The organism is Bacillus sp. WC2503 (assembly GCF_052682895.1).
Map to the genome: position 1 here is coordinate 3,719,689 of NZ_JBQYMD010000001.1, position 20,514 is coordinate 3,740,202.

21 protein-coding genes are annotated in these 20,514 nt (G+C 36.7%); 5 read left to right on the plus strand and 16 right to left on the minus strand.

The features are described from left to right. Positions 1 to 38: 38 nt before the first annotated feature. Together ACUN26_RS19080 and ACUN26_RS19085 are read left to right on the plus strand one after the other, a co-directional pair. On the plus strand, positions 39 to 1,004 hold the full coding sequence (locus ACUN26_RS19080) for a DMT family transporter (RefSeq protein WP_001201663.1): 966 nt from the start codon (positions 39 to 41) through the stop codon (positions 1,002 to 1,004). Positions 1,005 to 1,145: 141 nt separating this feature from the next. Beyond that, the gene (locus ACUN26_RS19085) at positions 1,146 to 1,811 is read left to right on the plus strand and encodes an aquaporin (RefSeq protein WP_000913214.1); all 666 of its coding nucleotides are present in this window, start codon (positions 1,146 to 1,148) and stop codon (positions 1,809 to 1,811) included. Between the two features lie 59 nt (positions 1,812 to 1,870). On the opposite strand, the gene ACUN26_RS19090 is transcribed toward ACUN26_RS19085, so the two are convergent. The 3 genes from ACUN26_RS19090 to ACUN26_RS19100 all read right to left on the minus strand — a co-directional run bounded on the left by ACUN26_RS19090 (position 1,871) and on the right by ACUN26_RS19100 (position 4,534). Then, positions 1,871 to 2,302: an Rrf2 family transcriptional regulator gene (locus ACUN26_RS19090; RefSeq protein WP_000512996.1), complete on the minus strand. Its 432-nt coding sequence runs from the start codon at positions 2,300 to 2,302 to the stop codon at positions 1,871 to 1,873. Positions 2,303 to 2,420: 118 nt separating this feature from the next. Next, complete coding sequence (locus ACUN26_RS19095) at positions 2,421 to 3,647, minus strand: ABC transporter permease (protein WP_001224994.1); 1,227 nt, start codon at positions 3,645 to 3,647, stop codon at positions 2,421 to 2,423. A gap of 2 nt (positions 3,648 to 3,649) precedes the next feature. Beyond that, complete coding sequence (locus tag ACUN26_RS19100; protein WP_000058105.1) at positions 3,650 to 4,534, minus strand: ABC transporter ATP-binding protein; 885 nt, start codon at positions 4,532 to 4,534, stop codon at positions 3,650 to 3,652. A 342-nt stretch (positions 4,535 to 4,876) separates the two neighbouring features. On the opposite strand from ACUN26_RS19100, the gene ACUN26_RS19105 reads away from it, so the two are divergent. Continuing rightward, a complete protein-coding gene (locus tag ACUN26_RS19105; RefSeq protein WP_000782780.1) occupies positions 4,877 to 5,704 on the plus strand; it encodes a 5'-nucleotidase, lipoprotein e(P4) family in 828 nt (275 codons plus the stop codon). Positions 5,705 to 5,733: 29 nt separating this feature from the next. Here ACUN26_RS19105 and motB read toward each other — a convergent pair whose 3' ends face one another. Further along, the gene (gene motB, locus ACUN26_RS19110) at positions 5,734 to 6,519 is read right to left on the minus strand and encodes a flagellar motor protein MotB (protein WP_001256739.1); all 786 of its coding nucleotides are present in this window, start codon (positions 6,517 to 6,519) and stop codon (positions 5,734 to 5,736) included. Then, positions 6,509 to 7,303 (minus strand): flagellar motor stator protein MotA, encoded by a 795-nt coding sequence (gene motA, locus ACUN26_RS19115; protein WP_000344856.1) that lies wholly within the window; start codon positions 7,301 to 7,303, stop codon positions 6,509 to 6,511. Before motA ends, motB begins: the two co-directional genes overlap by 11 nt. A gap of 264 nt (positions 7,304 to 7,567) precedes the next feature. On the opposite strand from motA, the gene ACUN26_RS19120 reads away from it, so the two are divergent. After that, positions 7,568 to 8,347 carry a M15 family metallopeptidase gene (locus ACUN26_RS19120; protein WP_000720189.1) on the plus strand — a complete coding sequence of 260 codons (780 nt, stop codon included), beginning with the start codon at positions 7,568 to 7,570 and terminating at the stop codon, positions 8,345 to 8,347. Between the two features lie 38 nt (positions 8,348 to 8,385). Here ACUN26_RS19120 and ACUN26_RS19125 read toward each other — a convergent pair whose 3' ends face one another. From ACUN26_RS19125 to sdhC, 4 genes are all read right to left on the minus strand, one after another. Beyond that, entirely contained in the window at positions 8,386 to 8,832 is a 447-nt protein-coding gene (locus tag ACUN26_RS19125) for an acyl-CoA thioesterase (RefSeq protein WP_000822752.1), read from the minus strand. Positions 8,833 to 8,922: 90 nt separating this feature from the next. Then, positions 8,923 to 9,684: a succinate dehydrogenase iron-sulfur subunit gene (sdhB, locus tag ACUN26_RS19130; protein WP_001291830.1), complete on the minus strand. Its 762-nt coding sequence runs from the start codon at positions 9,682 to 9,684 to the stop codon at positions 8,923 to 8,925. After that, a complete protein-coding gene (gene sdhA, locus ACUN26_RS19135) occupies positions 9,677 to 11,470 on the minus strand; it encodes a succinate dehydrogenase flavoprotein subunit (protein WP_000676745.1) in 1,794 nt (597 codons plus the stop codon). The genes sdhB and sdhA overlap by 8 nt, the downstream gene beginning before the upstream one ends. A gap of 13 nt (positions 11,471 to 11,483) precedes the next feature. Next, on the minus strand, positions 11,484 to 12,110 hold the full coding sequence (sdhC, locus tag ACUN26_RS19140) for a succinate dehydrogenase cytochrome B558 (protein WP_000678354.1): 627 nt from the start codon (positions 12,108 to 12,110) through the stop codon (positions 11,484 to 11,486). A 299-nt stretch (positions 12,111 to 12,409) separates the two neighbouring features. Here sdhC and ACUN26_RS19145 point away from each other — a divergent pair, with 299 nt between their 5' ends. Beyond that, positions 12,410 to 12,859 carry a YslB family protein gene (locus ACUN26_RS19145; protein ID WP_000042215.1) on the plus strand — a complete coding sequence of 150 codons (450 nt, stop codon included), beginning with the start codon at positions 12,410 to 12,412 and terminating at the stop codon, positions 12,857 to 12,859. Positions 12,860 to 12,973: 114 nt separating this feature from the next. Here ACUN26_RS19145 and uvrC read toward each other — a convergent pair whose 3' ends face one another. From uvrC to ACUN26_RS19180, 7 genes are all read right to left on the minus strand, one after another. Continuing rightward, positions 12,974 to 14,758: an excinuclease ABC subunit C gene (gene uvrC / locus ACUN26_RS19150; protein ID WP_000544283.1), complete on the minus strand. Its 1,785-nt coding sequence runs from the start codon at positions 14,756 to 14,758 to the stop codon at positions 12,974 to 12,976. Positions 14,759 to 14,906: 148 nt separating this feature from the next. Then, positions 14,907 to 15,221, minus strand: coding sequence for a thioredoxin (gene trxA, locus ACUN26_RS19155; protein ID WP_000974757.1), 315 nt, complete (start codon positions 15,219 to 15,221; stop codon positions 14,907 to 14,909). A gap of 211 nt (positions 15,222 to 15,432) precedes the next feature. Then, the gene (gene etfA, locus ACUN26_RS19160) at positions 15,433 to 16,410 is read right to left on the minus strand and encodes an electron transfer flavoprotein subunit alpha (RefSeq protein WP_000101960.1); all 978 of its coding nucleotides are present in this window, start codon (positions 16,408 to 16,410) and stop codon (positions 15,433 to 15,435) included. A 36-nt stretch (positions 16,411 to 16,446) separates the two neighbouring features. After that, a complete protein-coding gene (etfB, locus tag ACUN26_RS19165) occupies positions 16,447 to 17,220 on the minus strand; it encodes an electron transfer flavoprotein subunit beta (protein ID WP_001029031.1) in 774 nt (257 codons plus the stop codon). 79 nt (positions 17,221 to 17,299) lie between these two features. Continuing rightward, entirely contained in the window at positions 17,300 to 18,076 is a 777-nt protein-coding gene (locus ACUN26_RS19170) for an enoyl-CoA hydratase (RefSeq protein ID WP_000911298.1), read from the minus strand. An 11-nt stretch (positions 18,077 to 18,087) separates the two neighbouring features. Further along, entirely contained in the window at positions 18,088 to 18,675 is a 588-nt protein-coding gene (locus tag ACUN26_RS19175; RefSeq protein WP_000742218.1) for a TetR/AcrR family transcriptional regulator, read from the minus strand. 106 nt (positions 18,676 to 18,781) lie between these two features. Next, positions 18,782 to 20,467, minus strand: a complete 1,686-nt coding sequence (locus ACUN26_RS19180; protein ID WP_000414725.1) for a long-chain-fatty-acid--CoA ligase — start codon at positions 20,465 to 20,467, stop codon at positions 18,782 to 18,784. Between the last annotated feature and the right edge of the window lie 47 nt (positions 20,468 to 20,514).

Genomic DNA, 20,514 nt, shown 5'->3' on the forward strand with positions numbered 1-20,514 from the left:
TACATAATTATTTATTTCCAAAAGGAGTGTTATATTTCATGCGTGCAATATTATTAGGCCTCTTATCATCAGCCTTTTTTTCTGCAACTTTTATTATTAATAGAGCAATGAATGTATCTGGAACGAGCTGGGCTTGGACAGCTTACTTCCGCTTTTTATTCGCTCTCCCTATTTTATTCCTTATCGTTTTATTTCGCAAAAACTTAGGTGGGTTATGGGCAGAGTTAAAAAAACATCCATTCGCATGGATCGGATGGGGTTCCGTTGCAGGGATTGGTTTCTATTCTTTATTAAGTTTCGCAGCTGTCTTCTCTCCGGCTTGGCTCGTTGCCGGAACTTGGCAAGTTACGATATTAGCAGGTTTACTTTTATCACCACTATTTTTCGTAAAAATAGAAACGAAGTCAGGTACAAAACTTGTACGCGGAAAAATTCCGCTTCGTAGTTTATATGTAGCATTATTTATTTTACTAGGTGTAATTTGTATGCAAACAACTGCAGCTGGACACATTACAATAACTCAGTTCATTTCAGGGTTTTTACCTGTCGTATTAGCTGCTTTTTTATATCCGTTCGGCAACCGAAAAATGATGGAACTTGTGGGGGGACGTCTTGATACATTCCAGCGTGTATTAGGAATGGCAATAGGCAGTCTTCCTATTACAATTTTACTTGGTATATACGGATTTTCTACTACTGGTATTCCAACATCCAGCCAAATGCTGCAAGGATTTTTGTTAGCTTTATGTTCCGGCGTCATTGCGACGATGACATTTTTCTTTGCCACTGACTTAGCAAAAGACAACCTCGCTTTACTTGGTGCCGTTGAAGCAACACAAGCTGGAACGATGGTCTTTACAGTACTTGGTGAAATTGTGTTCTTGAACGGTTCATTCCCTGGTGGCCTTTCCCTATTTGGAATGATTATTATTATGTTAGGAATGGTTGCAAATAGTATTTTAAACCGTTCTGTTCCAGTCATTAAACAGAAAAAGTCAGCATAACAAAAGATATGGTTCTTCTTCATAGAACCATATCTTTTTTATTGTCCCCCTATTTCGCCTTATCAGAATAGTATTTCATTGGCTGTTTATACGAAAACCTATGTTATAATACGTTTCATGCGCATTAATAGGAGGTAAATTATGTTAAAAAAAGCAATCGCTGAATTTATTGGTACATTTGTACTTGTATTATTCGGAACTGGAGTAGCTGTCACTGGCGGCGGAATTGAAGGAATTGGAACATTAGGAATCGCTATGGCTTTCGGTCTATCTATTGTAGCTATGGCATATAGCATTGGAACAATTTCTGGATGTCACATTAACCCAGCAGTATCGGTAGCTATGTTCATTAACAAAAGAATGAACGCTATGGAACTTTGTTATTATGTATTAGCTCAAATTTTAGGTGGTTTATTAGGAACTGCAACGTTAGTAACGATTTTACGCTCTGCTAAAACACCTTTAGATAATTTAGGACAAAATGGTTTCGGAACTCTTGGTTTATCTGGAGCATTTTTAGTTGAGTTCGTTTTAACTTTCGTATTTATTTTAGTTATCATGGCTGTAACAGGTAAAAAAGGAAGTTCTTCTTTAGCGGGACTAGTAATTGGTTTCACATTAGTTTTAATTCACTTATTAGGAATTCCTTTAACTGGAACATCTGTTAACCCTGCTCGTAGTATCGCACCAGCTTTATTTGTTGGTGGAGAAGCACTTTCTCAACTATGGGTATTCATCGTAGCACCAATTCTTGGTGGTATCGTAGCAGCTATCGTAGGTAAATTCATTTTAAATACTGAAAAATAGAATTTTCAATATTTCTGAATAAAAAAAGGCGAGCCCTCATTATGAGGAAGCTCGCTTTTTTATTCTTTTATTTTAGACTTTAAATTTGTAACTAATTGCTCTACCGTTACATTTGCAAGTACGTTTTCCATCGCTTCTTGCGCTTGCATTAAAATAATTTCTAATACTGATTGAATATTAGCTCCTACTGGACATTCAATGTTGGGATTTTCATGGAAGGAAAATAGATGTCCTTCTTCTACAACTTCCACTGCTTTATATACATCAAGTAATGTAATTTCTTCTAAATCACGAGCAAGTGTCGTACCACCTTTACCGGCTTGTACATCAACAAGTCCTGCTCTCTTCAACATTCCTGTAATGCGACGAATCACAACTGGATTTGTATTCACACTACCAGCAATCCATTCAGAGGTACAGCGAGAGTTTCGATCTATCGCAAGTAAAGTCAACATATGAACACCTACTGTAAAACGACTACTAATTCCCATCTGCACACCCTCCTTTGTATTCATTCTATTAAAAGACAACTCTTACTATTATATACTATTTTTAATTTATACATAAAGAAAAAGCATGATTTCAATAGAAAATCATGCTTTTCTCTCATTATTGACGCTTAATAAATTTTGCTAAATCTTTAAATTTCACTTTGTCTGAGTAATTCATTACACCATTTACATAGATACGACTTGTAACAGCGTTTAATATACCAATCGTCGCCAATAAGACTACTAATGTTATCGTAATTTCTAACATGCCTGCTTCACCGGCTACAATACGTGAGAAGGTAACCATCGGTGTAAAGAACGGAACGTAAGAACTTACAACAACGATAGTACTATTCGGATCACTTAATGATTTAATACTAATGAAGAATGCAGCCATAATTAAAATCATTATCGGGAAAGATACAGCTTGTAAATCCTCCGTCTTAGAAACAACAGCGCCAGCTGCAGCGTACATCATCGCATAAAGTAAATATCCCGTAATGAAATAAACAAGGAACATACTTATAACTTTTGCATCTAATTTTGTAAAGTCAATTGGAATTCCAAATAATGAGGCGTTTTCTAAATCGACCCACCCTAACAAATAAGGAATAAGATAACCGCACGCTAATATGACCAGTTGTAATAAAGCTGTTGAAACAACTGCTAATATTTTCGCATACATCATCGTAAGCGGTTTTACTTTCGGCAGCATGACTTCCATTACACGTGACGCCTTTTCTGATGCAATATTCATTGCAATTGTATTTCCGAACGCGACAATAAACATATATAAAGCAAATGTAAAGAAATAGGCAATTCCGAAAGAAGAAGAGCGATCTTTTATTGCTTCTTGTTTCACTGAAATTTCAGTTTGCAATTGCTGTGCAATTTTTGGTGAAACATTATGCTTTGCAATTGTCACCATTGTATATTGTTGTTTGAAATAACTTGCCATGATTGCAGAAGTTGCTTGGCTAGGAAATCCATTATACATATACGTAACCTCTGGAGCTCCATTCTTTTCTATTACATGAAACAAGCCATCCAGCTCACCGTCTTCTACTTGTTTATGCAGTTTATCAAAATCTGCTTTTGAACCAACCGTTATTTTTGCTGATGGTAATAGCTTAGTTAACTCTTCTTTTTGTACGTTGTATGTGGAACTTTCTGTTACAACTGCAATTTTATCTTTATCCTTACTTTTATCATTCCCTGAAGTAAAATGATTAAATGCAAAAATCCCAAATACAACTAAAAATAATATAGCACTCGTAATTAATGATTTTTTAGATAAAAACGCTTCTCTAAAATAAAATGAAAATACATGAGAAAATTTACGCATCGTTATTTCGCCCTCTCTACAAAGATTTCATTTAACGTCGGCTCTAACATTTTAAATTGGCGCAAGGTAACACCTTGTTCTTGCAATTGTTGTAAAATCTTTAGAGCTTCTGCATCGTCTTGTACTTTTATATAAAGAAGGCCTTGTTGTTTTTCATATGAAACATGTATAGCTTCTAATCCCTTTTCATTCTCTGCTGTATCTTCAATCGTTAAATTACGGAAACCATATTCTTTCTTAATATCACTTAACTGTCCTTTGACAACTGCTTCGCCTTTTTTCAAAATACATACATGTTGGCAAAAAGCTTCTACTTGTTCCATACGATGACTGGATAAAATAATTGTCTTCCCGCTCTGTACTTGTTCTTCAATAATGCTAGCTAACATCCCAGCATTGACTGGGTCAAGTCCGCTAAACGGTTCATCTAAGATGAGAAGTTCAGGATTATGAAGAAGAGCAGCAATTAATTGAATTTTTTGCTGATTCCCTTTTGAAAGCTCTCCTGCCGTTTTAAATTTGTATTCTGGAATTGCTAATCGCTCTAACCAGTGGTCAATGGCAAGATCTACTTCTTTTTTCGTCATTCCTTCTAATCTACCAAAATATCGTAGCTGGTCTATTACTCTACTTTTTGTATATAAACCTCTTTCTTCTGGTAAATAACCAATCGTTACCCCACTAGTCCCAAATGATTTTCCATCCCATGTAATAGAGCCTTCATTAGGCGTTAATAATCCGAGAAGCATTTTGATTGTAGTTGTTTTCCCTGCACCATTTCGTCCAAGTAATCCTAGCACTTCACCTTTTGGTAACGAAATTTGCAAACCGTTAACTGCTTTTGATTCCCCAAATAGTTTCGTTAAGTTTTGAATTTGTAAACTCAAAGTATAAAGCCTCCCCTTTATTATCATTCGTACTCTCTTTCAAAGATTATGTTTATTTAGGATAAAATATAGCACTACGCTTCATCCTCTTATATATAACATTACCTTTAATCCATCATTTGTTCTATTTAGTTAAAATTGTAAATAATAAAGGTTTATTTGTCAATTATAATTGTCATTACGACAATAAAACCTGTCAAAATGACTATCATTATTTTGCTCATCTTTCTAATATAGGACACACTACTATATATACAAAAGACAATATGCAAATGTTCATAAAAAATTTTTATATTTTAATATATAATATAAGATGATTTTCTAACATCAAGGAGGATACATATGAAGATGAAGAGGGGCATTACCACTTTATTATCTGTAGCGGTTCTATCTACATCGCTTGTAGCATGTTCAGGAACGACAGAGAAAACAGCGGCCAAAGAAGAAAAAGTAAAATTAACAGAACAGCAATTAATGGCTGATTTATGGTATCAAACAGCTGGCGAAACGAAAGCACTTTACTACCAAGGGTACAATATCGGTCAATTGAAGCTGGATGCAGCTCTTGCAAAAGGGACAGCAAAAAAACCTGCTATCGTACTTGATTTAGATGAAACTGTTTTAGACAACAGTCCTCATCAAGCAATGAGTGTAAAGACAGGAAAAGGCTATCCTTACAAATGGGATGATTGGATTAATAAGGCTGAAGCTGAAGCCCTTCCAGGCGCAATTGATTTCTTAAAATATACAGAGTCTAAAGGTGTAGATATTTACTACATCTCAAATCGTAAAACGAACCAACTAGATGCAACTATTAAAAATCTTGAGCGCGTAGGTGCTCCTCAAGCAACGAAAGAACATATATTATTACAAGATCCGAAAGAAAAAGGGAAAGAGAAACGCCGTGAACTCGTTTCTCAAACACATGATATTGTCTTATTCTTCGGTGATAACTTATCTGATTTCACTGGTTTTGATGGTAAATCGGTAAAAGATCGCAATCAAACAGTTGCAGATTCAAAAGCACAATTTGGTGAGAAATTCATCATTTTCCCTAATCCAATGTACGGTGATTGGGAAGGCGCTTTGTATGACTATGATTTCAAAAAATCAGATACGGAAAAAGATAAAGTCCGTCGTGACAACTTAAAATCATTTGAAGCAAAATAAAAGAGGATGGCATTTGCCATCCTCTTTCTTTATTGCATATTTCTCGTTAAAGGTAAAATAAACACTTCTACACGTCTATTTTTTGCTTTTCCTTCCGGTGTATCATTTTGTGCAATCGAACGGTATTCTCCATAACCAATTGCACTAAATTTTCCTGGTTGCAAATCTTTATTTTGAAGTAATACCTGCATAAAATTAACGGCACGCTGTGTACTTAACTCCCAGTTTGATGCAAACTGAGCATTTGCGATAGGAACAGTATCTGTATGACCAGATACTGTAATCTCACGAGGTGATGCGGAAACAAGCAGGTTAGACATCTCTTTTGCAATCCCTAACGATTCTAATTTCACATCTGCTTTCCCCGAGTCGAATAGTACATTTTCTAATATTGTTACCATTAATCCTTTTTCAGTTAAATCGGTTTTAAAAGAAGACGATAATTGCTTTTCCTCAATATATTTATCAATACCTTTTTGTACCGCTTTTAATTCATTCATTTCTTGCTGCTTTACTTCAGCCTCAGCATTCTTTTTAATCTGCTCAGATTCTAAACTATTTGCTGACAACTCTTTCTCTTCATTCGGCTTCTGGTCACTTAAAAACTCTTTATTTCCTGTTCCACCTGCTAGTTCACTCCGAAAAGCTACTGCCATCTGTTTAAACTTCGCAGCATCTATACTACTCATTGCGAATAATACGATGAATAATGCAAATAACAACGTTAACATATCAGAATACGGAATTAACCACGTTTCATCGATATGCTCATCATGTTTTTTCTTTTTACCTCTTCTATTTTTTTTACTCCGCATTTTTTTCTGCTCCTATTTCTAGCTTTTTACGCTCAGTTGCAGAAAGTGCACCTAAAATACGGTTCTTCATAATAAACGGATATGTACCTTCTTGTAACATTAATAAACAATCAATAATTAAACGTTTTTTCTCGATTTCAGCTGCAGATTTTTGCTTTAACTTATTTGCAAATGGATGCCATAGTACATAACCTGAAAAAATACCAAAAATCGTTGCAATAAACGCACCTGAAATAGCATGTCCTAACTTGTCAATATCAGTTAAATTACCAAGCGCAGCTACAAGACCAATAACAGCACCTAAAACCCCTAATGTCGGTGCATACGTACCAGCTTGTGAAAAAATCGCCGCTCCTTTTGCATGCCTTTCTTCAATTGCTTCTAATTCAGCTTCTAAAATCTGCTCTAAATCTTCTGCGGATACGCCATCAATCACAAATTTCATACCACGTAAAAGAAATTCATCTTGAATTTTGTCTAATTGTTGCTCTAAAGACAAAATACCGTATTTTCTACTTTCAGATGTCCAATGAACAAATAATTCTAGCAACTGTTCGTAACTTAAATCCTTTTTATTTGAACCAAAAAGAACTTTAAATAATTTTGGAACCCTTTTTAGTTGATTCATCGGAAATGCAATACAAACTGCGGCAAATGTACCGATGAAAATAATTAATGCTGCGGCAGGATTCAATAAGGCTGTTACGTCAGCGCCCTTGACGACCATCCCTACTACTACCGCTACAAATCCTAAAATGAGTCCAATAATTGTTGCAAAATCCATTCTCATTCACTCCTAGTCTATACAAGAAGTTCTTTATTCTCGATAATCGCTACATCTTCTTATGTATATATATTACATAAAAAATTCAATTCATGAAAGATAAGAAATGAATTATATGAAAAAATACTACAATTTCACACATTTTCTGACATTTTCTTTGCATTTTCATTACGTTACGGCTCTTATATTTCTTTTTCAACAAACTAAACTTATAATAAAAACAATACATATTTTATTAAGAAAGGACTGTGATTACAAGGCATCATGAAAAAAATAATAATTATTTCTGCCGCTACTATTGTAATCGGTATCACATCTTTCGCTTATTTCAGTTCTGAATCACCATTACAAAATGGGGCGAAAGCTGTCGAAAGTCAAAAACATAGTAATCATCCAAAAGAAGAGATTCCTGCTTTTCCAAAAGCTGATCATAATGAAAAAAAACTAGATGATAATTTTTCCGTTGTAACAAATCCGGATTCTGCTCTTGTATTAGTCAATAAACATCGTAAATTACCAGATGGGTATATTCCAGAAGATTTAAAGAAACCGAACGTACCATTTACTAGTCCAAAAGATAAAGAGAAAACATTACTTCGTAAAGATGCTGCAGATGCGCTTGAGAAAATGTTCCAAGCAGCGAAAAACGAGGGGATAGAACTTACAGCAGTTTCAGGTTACCGTTCTTACAAACGTCAACAGTCATTACATAATACCTATATTAAGCGCCAAGGAAAAACTGAGGCTAATTCGGTAAGTGCAATTCCAGGAACAAGTGAGCATCAAACTGGTCTAGCAATGGATATTAGCTCAAAATCTGCTAAATTCCAATTAGAACCAATCTTTGGCGAGACAACAGAAGGGAAATGGGTTGCAAAACACGCCCATGAGTTTGGATTTGTCATTCGTTATTTAGAAGATAAAACAGAAACAACAGAGTACGCATACGAACCATGGCACTTACGCTACGTTGGTAATCCATATGCCACATACATATATAAACACCATCTAACATTAGAAGAGGCAATGAAGGATAAAAAATAAGAGAGCGATTCGCTCTCTTATTTTTGTATTCTCTTCTATTATTTTAGTAATTTCATCTTCCATTCTTCAGGCCATGGCTCGCCTCTTCCTGTTTTTTTCGATGCTTGTACCATCATACCGCGTCCAACTAAACAAACTTCCCCTTCTGCATTTTTGACCATATAGTGCAAATCTAAAGAAGAATTCCCAACTGTTTCTGCCTTTACATATACTTTCAACTGCTCATCAAAATATATTTGTTTGATGAAATTACATTGTAAATCTGCAACAACGATCATCGTTTCTGATGATTCATTTGTCCATTCTTGCATAAATCCAAGTTCTTTAAACAATGCGATACGTGCTTCTTCAAAATATGTAAAAGCAATGACATTATTTACATGTCCAAACATATCTACTTCACCGAAACGAACTTTTACAGGATTGTAAAACGAAAAACCACTTTCCCATTTCTTAAAGTCTTCAATATAAGAAATTCTCTTCATCGTTTTCTCTCCTTTTCAATTACTAATATACAGAATAAACTGAAAAATAATCTTATAAATATTGCCCCTTCAAATGAAGAGGCATATTTATTAATAGTTATTATCGCTACCAAAGAAATCTTTGAACGATTGAATTGTTGTATCACGGTTTAATGCTGCGATTGAAGTTGTTAATGGAATACCTTTCGGACATGATTGCACACAGTTTTGAGAGTTACCACAGTTTGCAAGCCCTCCATCTCCCATAATTGCACGTAAGCGATCTGCTTTGTGCATTTCACCTGTTGGATGCGAGTTGAATAAACGAGCTTGTGATAACGGTGCTGGTCCAATAAAGTCAGATTTACTGTTTACGTTTGGACATGATTCTAAGCAAACACCACATGTCATACATTTTGAAAGCTCATAAGCCCATTGACGTTTCTTCTCCGGCATTCTTGGTCCTGGACCTAGGTCATACGTACCATCGATTGGAATCCAAGCCTTAACGCGTTTTAATGCGTTAAACATACGACTACGGTCAACTTGTAAATCACGTACAACCGGGAATGTCTTCATCGGTTTTAAGCGAATTGGCTGTTCTAATTGATCAATAAGCGCTGTACATGATTGACGTGGTTTTCCGTTAATAACCATCGAGCAAGCGCCACATACTTCCTCTAAACAGTTCATATCCCATGCAATCGGAGTTGTTTGGTTCCCTTTTGAATCAACAGGATTACGGCGAATTTCCATAAGTGCCGAAATAATATTCATATTTGGACGATATGGAATTTCAAACTCTTGGTCAAACTCTTGTGCATCTGGTCCATCTTGTCTCGTAATGATGAGGCGGATTGTTTTCTCAGACATGTTGCTTATCCCCCTTCTCTTCACCCTTAGCAGCTACATCATGTTTTGAAGAATAGTCACGTTTACGTGGTTTAATTAATGAAACATCCACTTCTTCGTAATGGAATGCTGGTGCATTTCCTTCTCCCTCAAATTTTGCCATTGTAGTTTTTAAGAAGTTTGCATCATCACGATTTGGGAATTCCGGTTTGTAATGCGCTCCGCGGCTTTCATTACGGTTATATGCCCCAATTGTAATAACACGAGCTAGCTCAAACATATTTGCAAGTTGACGTGTAAATGAAGCACCCTGGTTACTCCATCTTGCTGTATCGTTAATGTTAATGCGTTTGTAACGCGCCATTAACTCTTCAATTTTTGCATCTGTTTCTAATAACTTTTTATTTTCACGAACTACTGTAACGTTATCTGTCATCCATTCTCCCAGCTCTTTGTGAAGAACATATGCATTTTCGTTACCATCAAGCGTTAAAATATTGTTAAATTTCTCTGTTTCGATTAATTCATTTTGCTCATATACACTAGAAGAAACAGCATCAGATGATTTAGAAAGACCTTTCATATACTCAATTGCGTTCGGTCCTGCTACCATACCACCGTAAATTGCTGATAATAGTGAGTTCGCACCAAGGCGGTTACCACCGTGCATAGAATAATCGCACTCACCTGCTGCAAATAAACCTGGAATGCTTGTCATTTGCTTATAATCAACCCATAGCCCGCCCATTGAATAGTGAACCGCTGGGAAGATTTTCATTGGTAGTTTACGAGGATCATCTCCTGTAAACTTCTCATAGATTTCAATAATTCCACCAAGTTTAATATCTAGTTCTTTCGGATCTTTATGAGAAAGATCTAGGTACACCATGTTTTCACCGTTAATACCTAGTTTTTGCTCTACGCAAACATCAAAGATTTCACGCGTTGCAATATCACGAGGTACAAGGTTTCCGTAAGCAGGATATTTCTCTTCTAAGAAGTACCATGGCTTACCATCTTTATATGTCCAAACACGCCCACCTTCACCACGTGCAGATTCACTCATAAGACGTAACTTATCGTCTCCAGGAATTGCCGTTGGATGGATTTGAATAAACTCACCGTTCGCATAATATGCACCTTGTTGATATACAGCAGACGCTGCTGTACCTGTATTGATAATAGAGTTAGTTGATTTTCCAAAGATGATACCAGGGCCCCCTGTTGCCATAATCACGGCATCAGCTTGGAAACTTTTAATCTCCATAGTTTGTAAGTCTTGTGCAACGATTCCTCGGCACACACCTTCATCATCAACAACAGCTCGTAAGAAATCCCAACCTTCATATTTCGTTACAAGTCCTGCTACTTCGTGACGACGTACTTGCTCATCTAATGCGTATAGTAATTGCTGTCCAGTTGTTGCACCAGCAAATGCTGTACGGTGATGTTGTGTTCCACCAAAACGACGGAAATCAAGAAGTCCTTCTTCCGTACGGTTGAACATAACACCCATACGGTCCATTAAATGAATAATACCAGGTGCTGCTTCACACATTGCTTTAACTGGTGGTTGGTTCGCTAAGAAATCCCCACCATAAATTGTATCGTCAAAGTGGATCCATGGAGAATCCCCTTCACCTTTCGTATTTACGGCACCGTTAATTCCGCCCTGAGCACATACAGAATGTGAACGTTTTACTGGTACTAATGAAAACAGTTCAACATTTACTCCTGCTTCTGCCGCTTTAATCGTTGCCATTAAGCCAGCCAAGCCACCGCCGACTACTATAAGTTTCCCTTTCATGCTCTCCCACTCCTTACTGGTTTGCTAGCTGTGGATCGATGAACGCTAATAATGCACTCACACCTACATAAGATAGACCTAAGAAAATAGCTAATGTTACATAAGTAGAGATTCTTTGTGAACGTGGAGACACTGTAATTCCCCAGCTAATGCAGAATGTCCATAGTCCATTTGCAAAGTGGAAAATTGTTGAAACAACACCAACTAAATAGAATGCAAACATAGCTGGATTGTTTAAAATATCTGCCATCATATCGTAGTTTACCTCTTTACCTAACATTGCTTGAATACGAGTTTCCCAGACATGCCAAGAAATGAAGATCAGCGTAACGATACCTGAAATTCGTTGGAAGACGAACATCCAGTTACGGAAATAACCGTAAGATACCGCATTGTTCTTAGCTGTAAATGCAATATATAAGCCATATATAGCATGGTACAGTATAGGTAAAAAGATGATGAAAATTTCTAGCGCATACCGGAATGGAAGGAGCTCCATAAAGCCTGCAGCTTTGTTAAAAGCCTCTGCTCCTCTTGTTGCAAAGTTGTTTACAATTAGATGTTGCGTCAAAAAGACACCAACCGGGATGACCCCCATTAATGAGTGCCACTTACGAAACGTATACTCGCGGCCTTTCATGTCCCCATTACCCCCTTGAATGTTTGACTGCTGTTTTCAGATTAATTTACAACAATAATGTTTTTTCACTATTGGCATAAGAAAAACTGAAAAAATTATTCGAAATATTTCAGCATAATTTGATACCAAGTTCATTTTACTCCTATTTTTGTCGAAGCGTCAAGAAAACGTATACATAATTTGCATATAATTTGCCAATTCTTTTTTTCTTCTTATATATTCAGATTTTCCTAAAGAAAAATCTGTTTTTATAAATGAGAAATGTTATATAATAAGCCCTATAGAAAGAGGGGAATATTGTGAGCAAAAATACAATCGATATAACATCTTTAGAAGATGTTTCATTGAACGCCTTCGCTTATGAATTGCTACGTGAAGAATTACTACCTGATTTAATTGGTAACGATTTAGATGGTATTTTATACTGGTCCGGTAGAAACCTTGCAAGAAAATATCCGCTAGAAACAATTGAAGAAGTCATTCAGTTCTTTGAAAAAGCTGGTTGGGGCACTTTAAGTATTATTGAGCATAAACGTCGTGAAATGCAGTTCCAACTTAAAGGCACTCTCATTGCTGAACGTCAAAAACAAAACAGACATTCTTCTTATCAATTAGAAGCTGGATTCATTGCTGAGCAAATTCAGAAGCAACGAAACGTCGTAGCAGAGTCATACGAAGAAAAGAAAAAACGTTCAGACTCTATTACATTTCTTGTGAAATGGGATATAAAAGATCTCATTGAAGTGTAGCCTTACCTACAGTCAACTAGACATATAAGTTTAGTTGACTTTTTTGTATTTTCATTCAGATGCGTTTATTTTAAATCTTCAGAAATTATACCAAAAAACAGAAGACGTTGTAAACTACAACGTCTTCTTATCTGTTAAATACGTATAAATTGTTTCTGCGACATTTTTCGGCATACCCGCTTCGACAAATTCTGCTACAGAAGCTTCTTTCATCTTCTTTAATGAACCAAAATGTTTTAACAATACCTTTTTCCGTTTATCACCGATTCCTGGAATATCGTCCAGTGCTGATTGAATGACAGATTTCCCGTGTAATTGACGATGGAATGTAATCGCAAATCGATGCACTTCATCTTGAATGCGCTGCAATAAATAAAATTCTTGGCTATTCCTCTCAAGTATCACCGGTTCAGGTGGATCCCCAATAATTAAATGGGATGTTTTATGTTTGTCATCTTTTACAAGGCCTGCCATCGGAATATATAACCCAAGCTCATTTTCTAGAACATCACTTACAGCTGCCAGATGACCTTTTCCCCCGTCAATAATGATTAAATCTGTTAATGGTAAATTCTCTTTAAGCGCCCTTGTATAACGGCGCCTCACAACTTCTCTCATAGACTCATAATCATCTGGTCCTTGAACCGTTTTAATTTTATATTTCCTGTACTCTTTCTTCGCTGGTTTCCCATCGATAAAAGCAATCATTGCAGAAACGGGATTTGTTCCTTGAATATTTGAGTTATCAAACGCTTCAATACGATACGGTGTTTCAATCCCGAGCTGCTTTCCTAACTGATCTACAGCTTTAATCGTTCGCTCTTCATCACGTTCAATTAAGTAGAATTTCTCTTCAAGTGCAATTTTCGCATTTTTATTTGCTAATTCTACAAGATCTTTTTTCTTACCACGTTTCGGCTGCGTCGCTTCAACTTCTAAAAAGCGCTCTACTAATTCTGAGTCTATACTTCCTGGAACAACAATTTCTTTCGGTTTAAAATGACTGCTGTTTTCATAAAATTGACCGATAAACGTTAAAAACCCCTCTTCTGGTTCATCATAGATTGGAAACATAGAAACATCACGTTCAATTAGCTTTCCTTTTCGAACGAAGAAAACTTGAACGCACATCCATCCTTTATCAACTGCATATCCAAATACATCACGGTCCACTAAGTCACTCATAATCATCTTTTGTTTTTCCATAATTGCATCTATATGAGCAATTTGATCTCGCAATTCTTTCGCACGTTCAAATTCTAGTTTCTCTGAAGCCTCATACATCTTTATTTCTAATTCTGAACGAATTTCTTTATGTCCACCATTTAAAAACTTAATAATTTCATCCACAATTTCTTTATTTTGTTCTTCCGTCACTTCTTTCACACAAGGTGCTAAACATTGGCCCATATGATAATATAAACACACTTTATCGGGCATGTTTGAGCATTTGCGAAGCGGATACATGCGATCTAATAGTTTTTTCGTTTCATGAGCTGATTGTGCATTCGGATAAGGGCCAAAATACTTTCCTTTATCCTTTTTTACGTTACGCGTAATGAGTAAGCGCGGCTGTTTTTCAGCGGTAATTTTAATAAAAGGATATGTTTTATCATCTTTTAATTGAATATTATATTTTGGATCATACTTTTTTATTAAATTTAACTCTAAAATAAGAGCCTCCAAATTTGAAGAGGTTACGATATATTCAAAATCTACAATTTCTCCTACAAGCCGAAGTGTTTTCCCATCATGCGAACCAGTAAAGTACGAGCGCACACGATTTTTTAACACTTTTGCCTTCCCGACATATATAACCGTTCCTTGCTTATCTTTCATTAAATAACAACCAGGTTGATCTGGTAAAATAGCCAATTTCTCTTTCAAATGTTCGTGCACTCGCCTACCTCCATTTCTACATGCTTATCATTGCAAATTCAAAATAAAAACATACAATGACAAAACACCCAACATACGTTCTTTTATTGTAACGGAAAGGTTTAAAAAAGGAAAATAAAAAAAGCTACCAAATGGTAGCTTCTTTCTTTTAGAAGTGTTTAGAAACTAATTCTACTAACGCTTCTTTCGGTTTGTAACCTAACGCTTGATCAACTACTTTACCGTCTTTTAATACGAAAAGAGCTGGAATGCTCATTACTTCAAATTGACGAGCAGTTTCTTGGTTTTCATCAACGTCTACTTTTACTACTTTTACTTTTTCACCTAATTCTGAATCGATTTCCTCTAATACAGGAGCGATCATTTTACAAGGTCCACACCAAGGTGCCCAGAAATCTAATAATACAACACCTTCGCTAGTTTCAGCTGCGAAGCTTTGGTCATTTGCGTTTATAATTGCCATTTTATTTCCTCCTTCAAGTATATTCTACCAAGAGTATATCATTAACTTATATACGTGGCGAATAATATGTATCGTTATGTATTGTAACAAAAAAATGTTCCTTTATACTATATAAAAATATGGATGAAATACTAAAAAGGTGAGGGACAGGGGATCCCTCACCTTTTTCTATATATAGGGGTACTTCACTTGGAACTCAAGGGTACTCAAATCATGAATGTACTTTTAACTTTTTAAACTCTTCTGTTAAAAGAGGTAAAACTTCGAATAAGTCACCAACAATACCATAGTCAGCTACTTTGAAAATACTTGCTTCTGGATCTTTATTAATTGCAACGATTATTTTTGAGTTAGACATACCAGCTAAATGCTGAATCGCACCAGAAATACCGCATGCAATGTATAGATCTGGCGTAACGACTTTACCCGTTTGACCAATTTGTAATGAGTAATCGCAATACTCAGCGTCACAAGCACCACGAGATGCTCCAACAGCGCCGCCTAGTACATCAGCTAACTCTTTTAATGGCTTAAATCCATCTTCACTCTTCACACCACGTCCGCCAGCGATAATAACTTTCGCTTCTGAAAGATCAACGCCTTCTGCAGTTTTACGGACAACATCTTGAATAATTGTACGTAAATCTTTCACATCTACTGTAATAGAAGACACGTCACCTGTGCGAGACTCGTCTTTTTCAAGAGTTGCAATGTTATTTGGACGCACTGTCGCAAATAAGATACCATCTGTTACAATCTTCTTCTCAAACGCTTTACCAGAGTAAATCGGGCGAGTGAAGATAACATTTCCACCTTCAACTTCTAAAGCAGTTACGTCAGAAATTAGACCAGCTTCAAGCTTCGCTGCTAATTTTGGTGATAAATCTTTACCAAGTGCTGTATGTCCAAATACGATACCTTCTGGCTTTTCTTCAGCATATACAGCTAAAAACGCTTGTGCGTAACCATCAGATGTATATGATTTTAATTTATCATTTTCAACTGTCACAACGCGATCTGCACCGTAATGAATCAATTCATTTGCAAAAGAGGCAACGCTGTCTCCAACTAGAAGACCTACCACTTCACCGCCTTCTGCAATTGTTTTTGCTGCTGCTACCGCTTCAAACGAAACGTTACGTAGCGATCCGTCACGAACTTCACCCATTACTAATACTTTACGAGCCATAGATTTTCCCTCCTGCATATATAATTTCGTATTTTATTAGATTACTTTCGCTTCTGTATGGAGCAACGATACAAGTTCTTTTACTTGATCTTGCAGCTCGCCTTGTAACACTTTTCCTGCATCTTTCTTAGGAGGCAAATAGATTTCAATTGTTTTTGTCTTTGCTTCCACATCATCTTCTTCTAAATCTAAATCATCTAATTCTACTTCTTCCAGTGGCTTTTTCTTCGCTTTCATAATACCCGGAAGCGATGGATAACGCGGTTCGTTTAAACCTTGTTGTGCTGTTACTAAAACTGGTAATGACGTTTCAATAACTTCTGTATCACCTTCAACGTCACGCTCAATCTTCACGTTTGTACCATCAATCTCAAGTTTTGTAATTGTCGTTACGTACGGAATATTTAGCGCTTCAGCTACGCGTGGACCAACTTGTCCAGATGCACCGTCAATCGCAACGTTTCCGCCTAAAATTAAATCTGCATCTTTATCTTTTAAATATTCAGCAAGTACTTTTGCTGTTGTAAACTGATCGCCATTTTCAACATCATCTTCAATATTAATTAATACCGCTTTATCACAGCCCATCGCTAATGCTGTACGAAGTTCTTTCTCACTATCTTCGCCACCAACTGTTACGACAGTAACTTCTCCACCTTGTGCGTCTCTTACTTGAATTGCTTCTTCAATCGCATATTCATCGTAAGGGTTGATGATGAATTCCGCTTCGCCATCGTAAATTGCACCGTTTTTAATTACGATTTTTTCTTCTGTATCAAATGTTCGTTTCATGAGTACGTAGATGTTCATTCCATTTACCCCCTTATTTTTTCAGAAAGATTCTATCAATTTTAAAGTTCTGTTAATTTATATTAAAAAAATAATTGAACTACCTACCACTAAACGAAGGCTTACGTTTTTCTAAAAACGCTGCTACACCTTCTCTTCCATCTTCACTCGTAAATACTTCACCGAAGATTTGAGCTTCGCGCTGTACACCTTCGTAATAATGAGACGATTTTGTCGTTTGCAATAACTCTAACACAGCACGAGTTGTTGCTAGACTTTTTCCAGCAATTTGTTTTGCAACTTTAAGTGTATCGTCTAAAAGTGTTTCTTCAGAAAACACTCCGTTAACAAGTCCCCATTTTAATGCTTCTGCACCAGTAATTGGTGTACTCGTTAACATCATTTCACAAGCTTTCGCTTTCCCAACATAACGTGGTAAGCGCTGTGTACCTGCAAAACCAGGAATTAATCCAAGTGTTAATTCAGGTAAACCAAGTTTTGCACTTTCAGTTACAAAGCGCATGTGGCAAGACATAGCAAACTCAAGGCCGCCGCCAAGTGCCGCTCCATGAATTGCCGCGATAACTGGTTTTGAACATTTTTCAACACGCTCAAATGTAACTTGTCCAAGCTGTGCTAATTCTGTCGCTTGCTTCGCTTCAGTAACAGATGTAAATTCTTTAATATCTGCTCCAGCTGAGAAGAAGCGCCCTTCACCGTGAATAACAACAACACGAATGTTATCATCCTTCTCCACTTGATCAATTAACTCAGTAACGTCATGCATAACTTGTGAAGACATCGCATTCGCTGGCCCGTGATTTAACGTCGCCACCGCAATATGGTCTTCAACTCTTACAGATAGGAATTTCAACATGATCCCTCCCATTATTGACGATAACCACAAGCCGCAATAAGTAGCCCATGTACCGTTTTTGAAAGTGCGACCAGATCATACTTATGATCGCTCATTACCCAATTGGTCACAACTTCATCTACTGTTCCAAAGATCATTTGTCTTGCCACACGAACATTTAAGTCCGCCTGAAACTCACCTTGCTTTATACCTGTCTCTAAAATTTCATCCATAACTTGTAAGTAGCCTTTTAATACTTCATTTATTTTAAGGCGCAAGTCTTGATTGGACTGTCTTAGCTCTAATTGCGTAACGATAGCAAGAGGATCATTTTGTGATAACAGCAAGAAGTGCGTTTCTACCAACATGAATAACTTCGCTACAGCGCTTTCAATTCCTGCTGTTTTTTGACGAATTGTTTCAACAAATTCTCCCATCTTCTCTTGGAATAAGGATATTAATATATCTTCTTTATTTTTAAAATATAAATAAATCGTGCCATCAGCTACCCCAGCTTGCTTTGCAATTTTAGAAACTTGCGCTTGATGGTATCCATTCTCTGCAATCACAATGACTGCCGCATCAATAATTTGATTGTATTTCGGTCTATTTTTCTTCACTTTACTGTCCCCTTCAAGAAGATGACTGAATGAATAGTCATTCATATTCTTATAATACTGACTATTTAGAAAAGTGTCAATCCTATTTTTTCAAAAAGAAAGGGCCTTAGCCCGTTTGCTCATCCTCATTCTTTCTCTTCTCTTCATCTATTAGGACGCGGCGCAAAATTTTCCCTACTGTCGTTTTCGGCAATTCATCTCTAAACTCGTATACTTTCGGTACTTTATAAGCCGCTAAATATTTACGTGCAAACTGATCTAATTCCTCTTCAGAACATTCAGCGCCTTCTTTCAAAACAACAAATGCTTTTACAGTTTCCCCTCTGTACGGATCAGGAACACCGATCGTCACTACTTCTTGCACCTTTTCGTGTTCATATAACACTTCTTCTACTTCACGAGGATATACGTTAAAACCGCTAGCAACAATCATATCTTTCTTACGATCTTTCACATAGAAAAAGCCATCCTCATCCATGTATCCTACATCACCTGTATGAAGCCAGCCATCTTGCAATACAGCCGCCGTTTCTTCTGGCTTATTCCAATACCCTTTCATAATTTGTGGGCCTTTAACAACTATTTCACCGATTTCACCTGGAGGTAATGCCTCTCCTGTTTCAAGTGACATGATGATTGACTCCGTATCTGGCCACGGTACCCCAATACTTCCTGGCACACGTTTTTCCCACAAGAAATTCCCATGTGTAACGGGTGATGACTCCGTTAATCCATAACCTTCTACCAGTTTACCACCTGTAACGCTCTCAAACTCCTCCTGTACTTCTACAGGAAGCGGTGCAGAGCCACTAATACAAGCCTGAATAGAAGAAATATCATATTCTTTTAAAAGAGGGCTATTTAATAGAGCAATATAAATGGTCGGCGCTCCTGGAAATAGTGTAACTTTATGTTTTTTAATTGCTTCAAAAACCATTTTCATATCAAACTTCGGAATAAGCACCATTTTATACCCTTGCATAATACTTAAATTCATTACAGCTGTCATTCCGTATACATGAAAAAACGGAAGGACACCAAGGATCACTTCTTCTCCCTCTTTACAATTATATAACCAATGTGCTCCCATTAAAGTGTTCGAAACGAGGTTTTTATGCGTCAGCATAACCCCTTTTGGAAATCCTGTCGTTCCCCCCGTATACTGCAAAAGAGCTAGATCATTTTCAGGATCACAGGGAACCTCAACATCAGCAGTACTTTCCCTTTCTACTGATTTCCATAGATGAATCGTTTCGCTTTCCGACACATTCACAACAAGATTCGCCTGCTTTTTTTGTACAAATGGATAAAGTAAATTTTTAGGGAATGGTAAGAAATCTGCAATACGAGTTACGATAATGTGCTCCAGCTTTGTGGCATTTTGAACATTAGTAACTCTCGGAAACACTAAATCAAGGCAAAGAATGACTTTTGCCCCAGAGTCATGAAGTTGGTACTCAAGCTCTCTTTCTGTATAAAGAGGATTCGTTTGTACGACAATCCCCCCCGCAAGCAAAGTACCATAATAACCGATTACAGATTGCGGACAATTCGGCAACATAATCGCAACTCTATCTCCCTTTTCAACACCAAGCCTTTGCAGATAATTCGCAAACTTCTTTACCTTGTCATGGAAATCTGAAAATGTAACATCTTTACCTAAAAAATGAAGCGCTTTCTTTTCTGGATAACGAGAAGCTATTTTCTCTAAATATCCATGAAGTGGCTGAATATCATAAGAAATAGTACTAGGAATTTCCTCTGGATAACTTTTCAACCAAGGTTTTTCCACCTTCATTCCCCCTTCAAATACATAAAAAATAAATGAATGTTCATTCA

Coding starts and splice junctions, on each gene's coding strand:
- ACUN26_RS19080 (WP_001201663.1), top strand. CDS start 39: ATGCGTGCAATATTATTAGGCCTCTTATCATCAGCCTTTTTTTCTGCA.
- ACUN26_RS19085 (WP_000913214.1), top strand. CDS start 1,146: ATGTTAAAAAAAGCAATCGCTGAATTTATTGGTACATTTGTACTTGTA.
- ACUN26_RS19090 (WP_000512996.1), bottom strand. CDS start 2,302: ATGGGAATTAGTAGTCGTTTTACAGTAGGTGTTCATATGTTGACTTTA.
- ACUN26_RS19095 (WP_001224994.1), bottom strand. CDS start 3,647: ATGCGTAAATTTTCTCATGTATTTTCATTTTATTTTAGAGAAGCGTTT.
- ACUN26_RS19105 (WP_000782780.1), top strand. CDS start 4,877: ATGAAGATGAAGAGGGGCATTACCACTTTATTATCTGTAGCGGTTCTA.
- motB (WP_001256739.1), bottom strand. CDS start 6,519: ATGCGGAGTAAAAAAAATAGAAGAGGTAAAAAGAAAAAACATGATGAG.
- motA (WP_000344856.1), bottom strand. CDS start 7,303: ATGGATTTTGCAACAATTATTGGACTCATTTTAGGATTTGTAGCGGTA.
- ACUN26_RS19120 (WP_000720189.1), top strand. CDS start 7,568: ATGAAAAAAATAATAATTATTTCTGCCGCTACTATTGTAATCGGTATC.
- ACUN26_RS19125 (WP_000822752.1), bottom strand. CDS start 8,832: ATGAAGAGAATTTCTTATATTGAAGACTTTAAGAAATGGGAAAGTGGT.
- sdhB (WP_001291830.1), bottom strand. CDS start 9,684: ATGTCTGAGAAAACAATCCGCCTCATCATTACGAGACAAGATGGACCA.
- sdhA (WP_000676745.1), bottom strand. CDS start 11,470: ATGAAAGGGAAACTTATAGTAGTCGGCGGTGGCTTGGCTGGCTTAATG.
- sdhC (WP_000678354.1), bottom strand. CDS start 12,110: ATGAAAGGCCGCGAGTATACGTTTCGTAAGTGGCACTCATTAATGGGG.
- trxA (WP_000974757.1), bottom strand. CDS start 15,221: ATGGCAATTATAAACGCAAATGACCAAAGCTTCGCAGCTGAAACTAGC.
- etfA (WP_000101960.1), bottom strand. CDS start 16,410: ATGGCTCGTAAAGTATTAGTAATGGGTGAAGTTCGTGACGGATCGCTA.
- etfB (WP_001029031.1), bottom strand. CDS start 17,220: ATGAACATCTACGTACTCATGAAACGAACATTTGATACAGAAGAAAAA.
- ACUN26_RS19170 (WP_000911298.1), bottom strand. CDS start 18,076: ATGTTGAAATTCCTATCTGTAAGAGTTGAAGACCATATTGCGGTGGCG.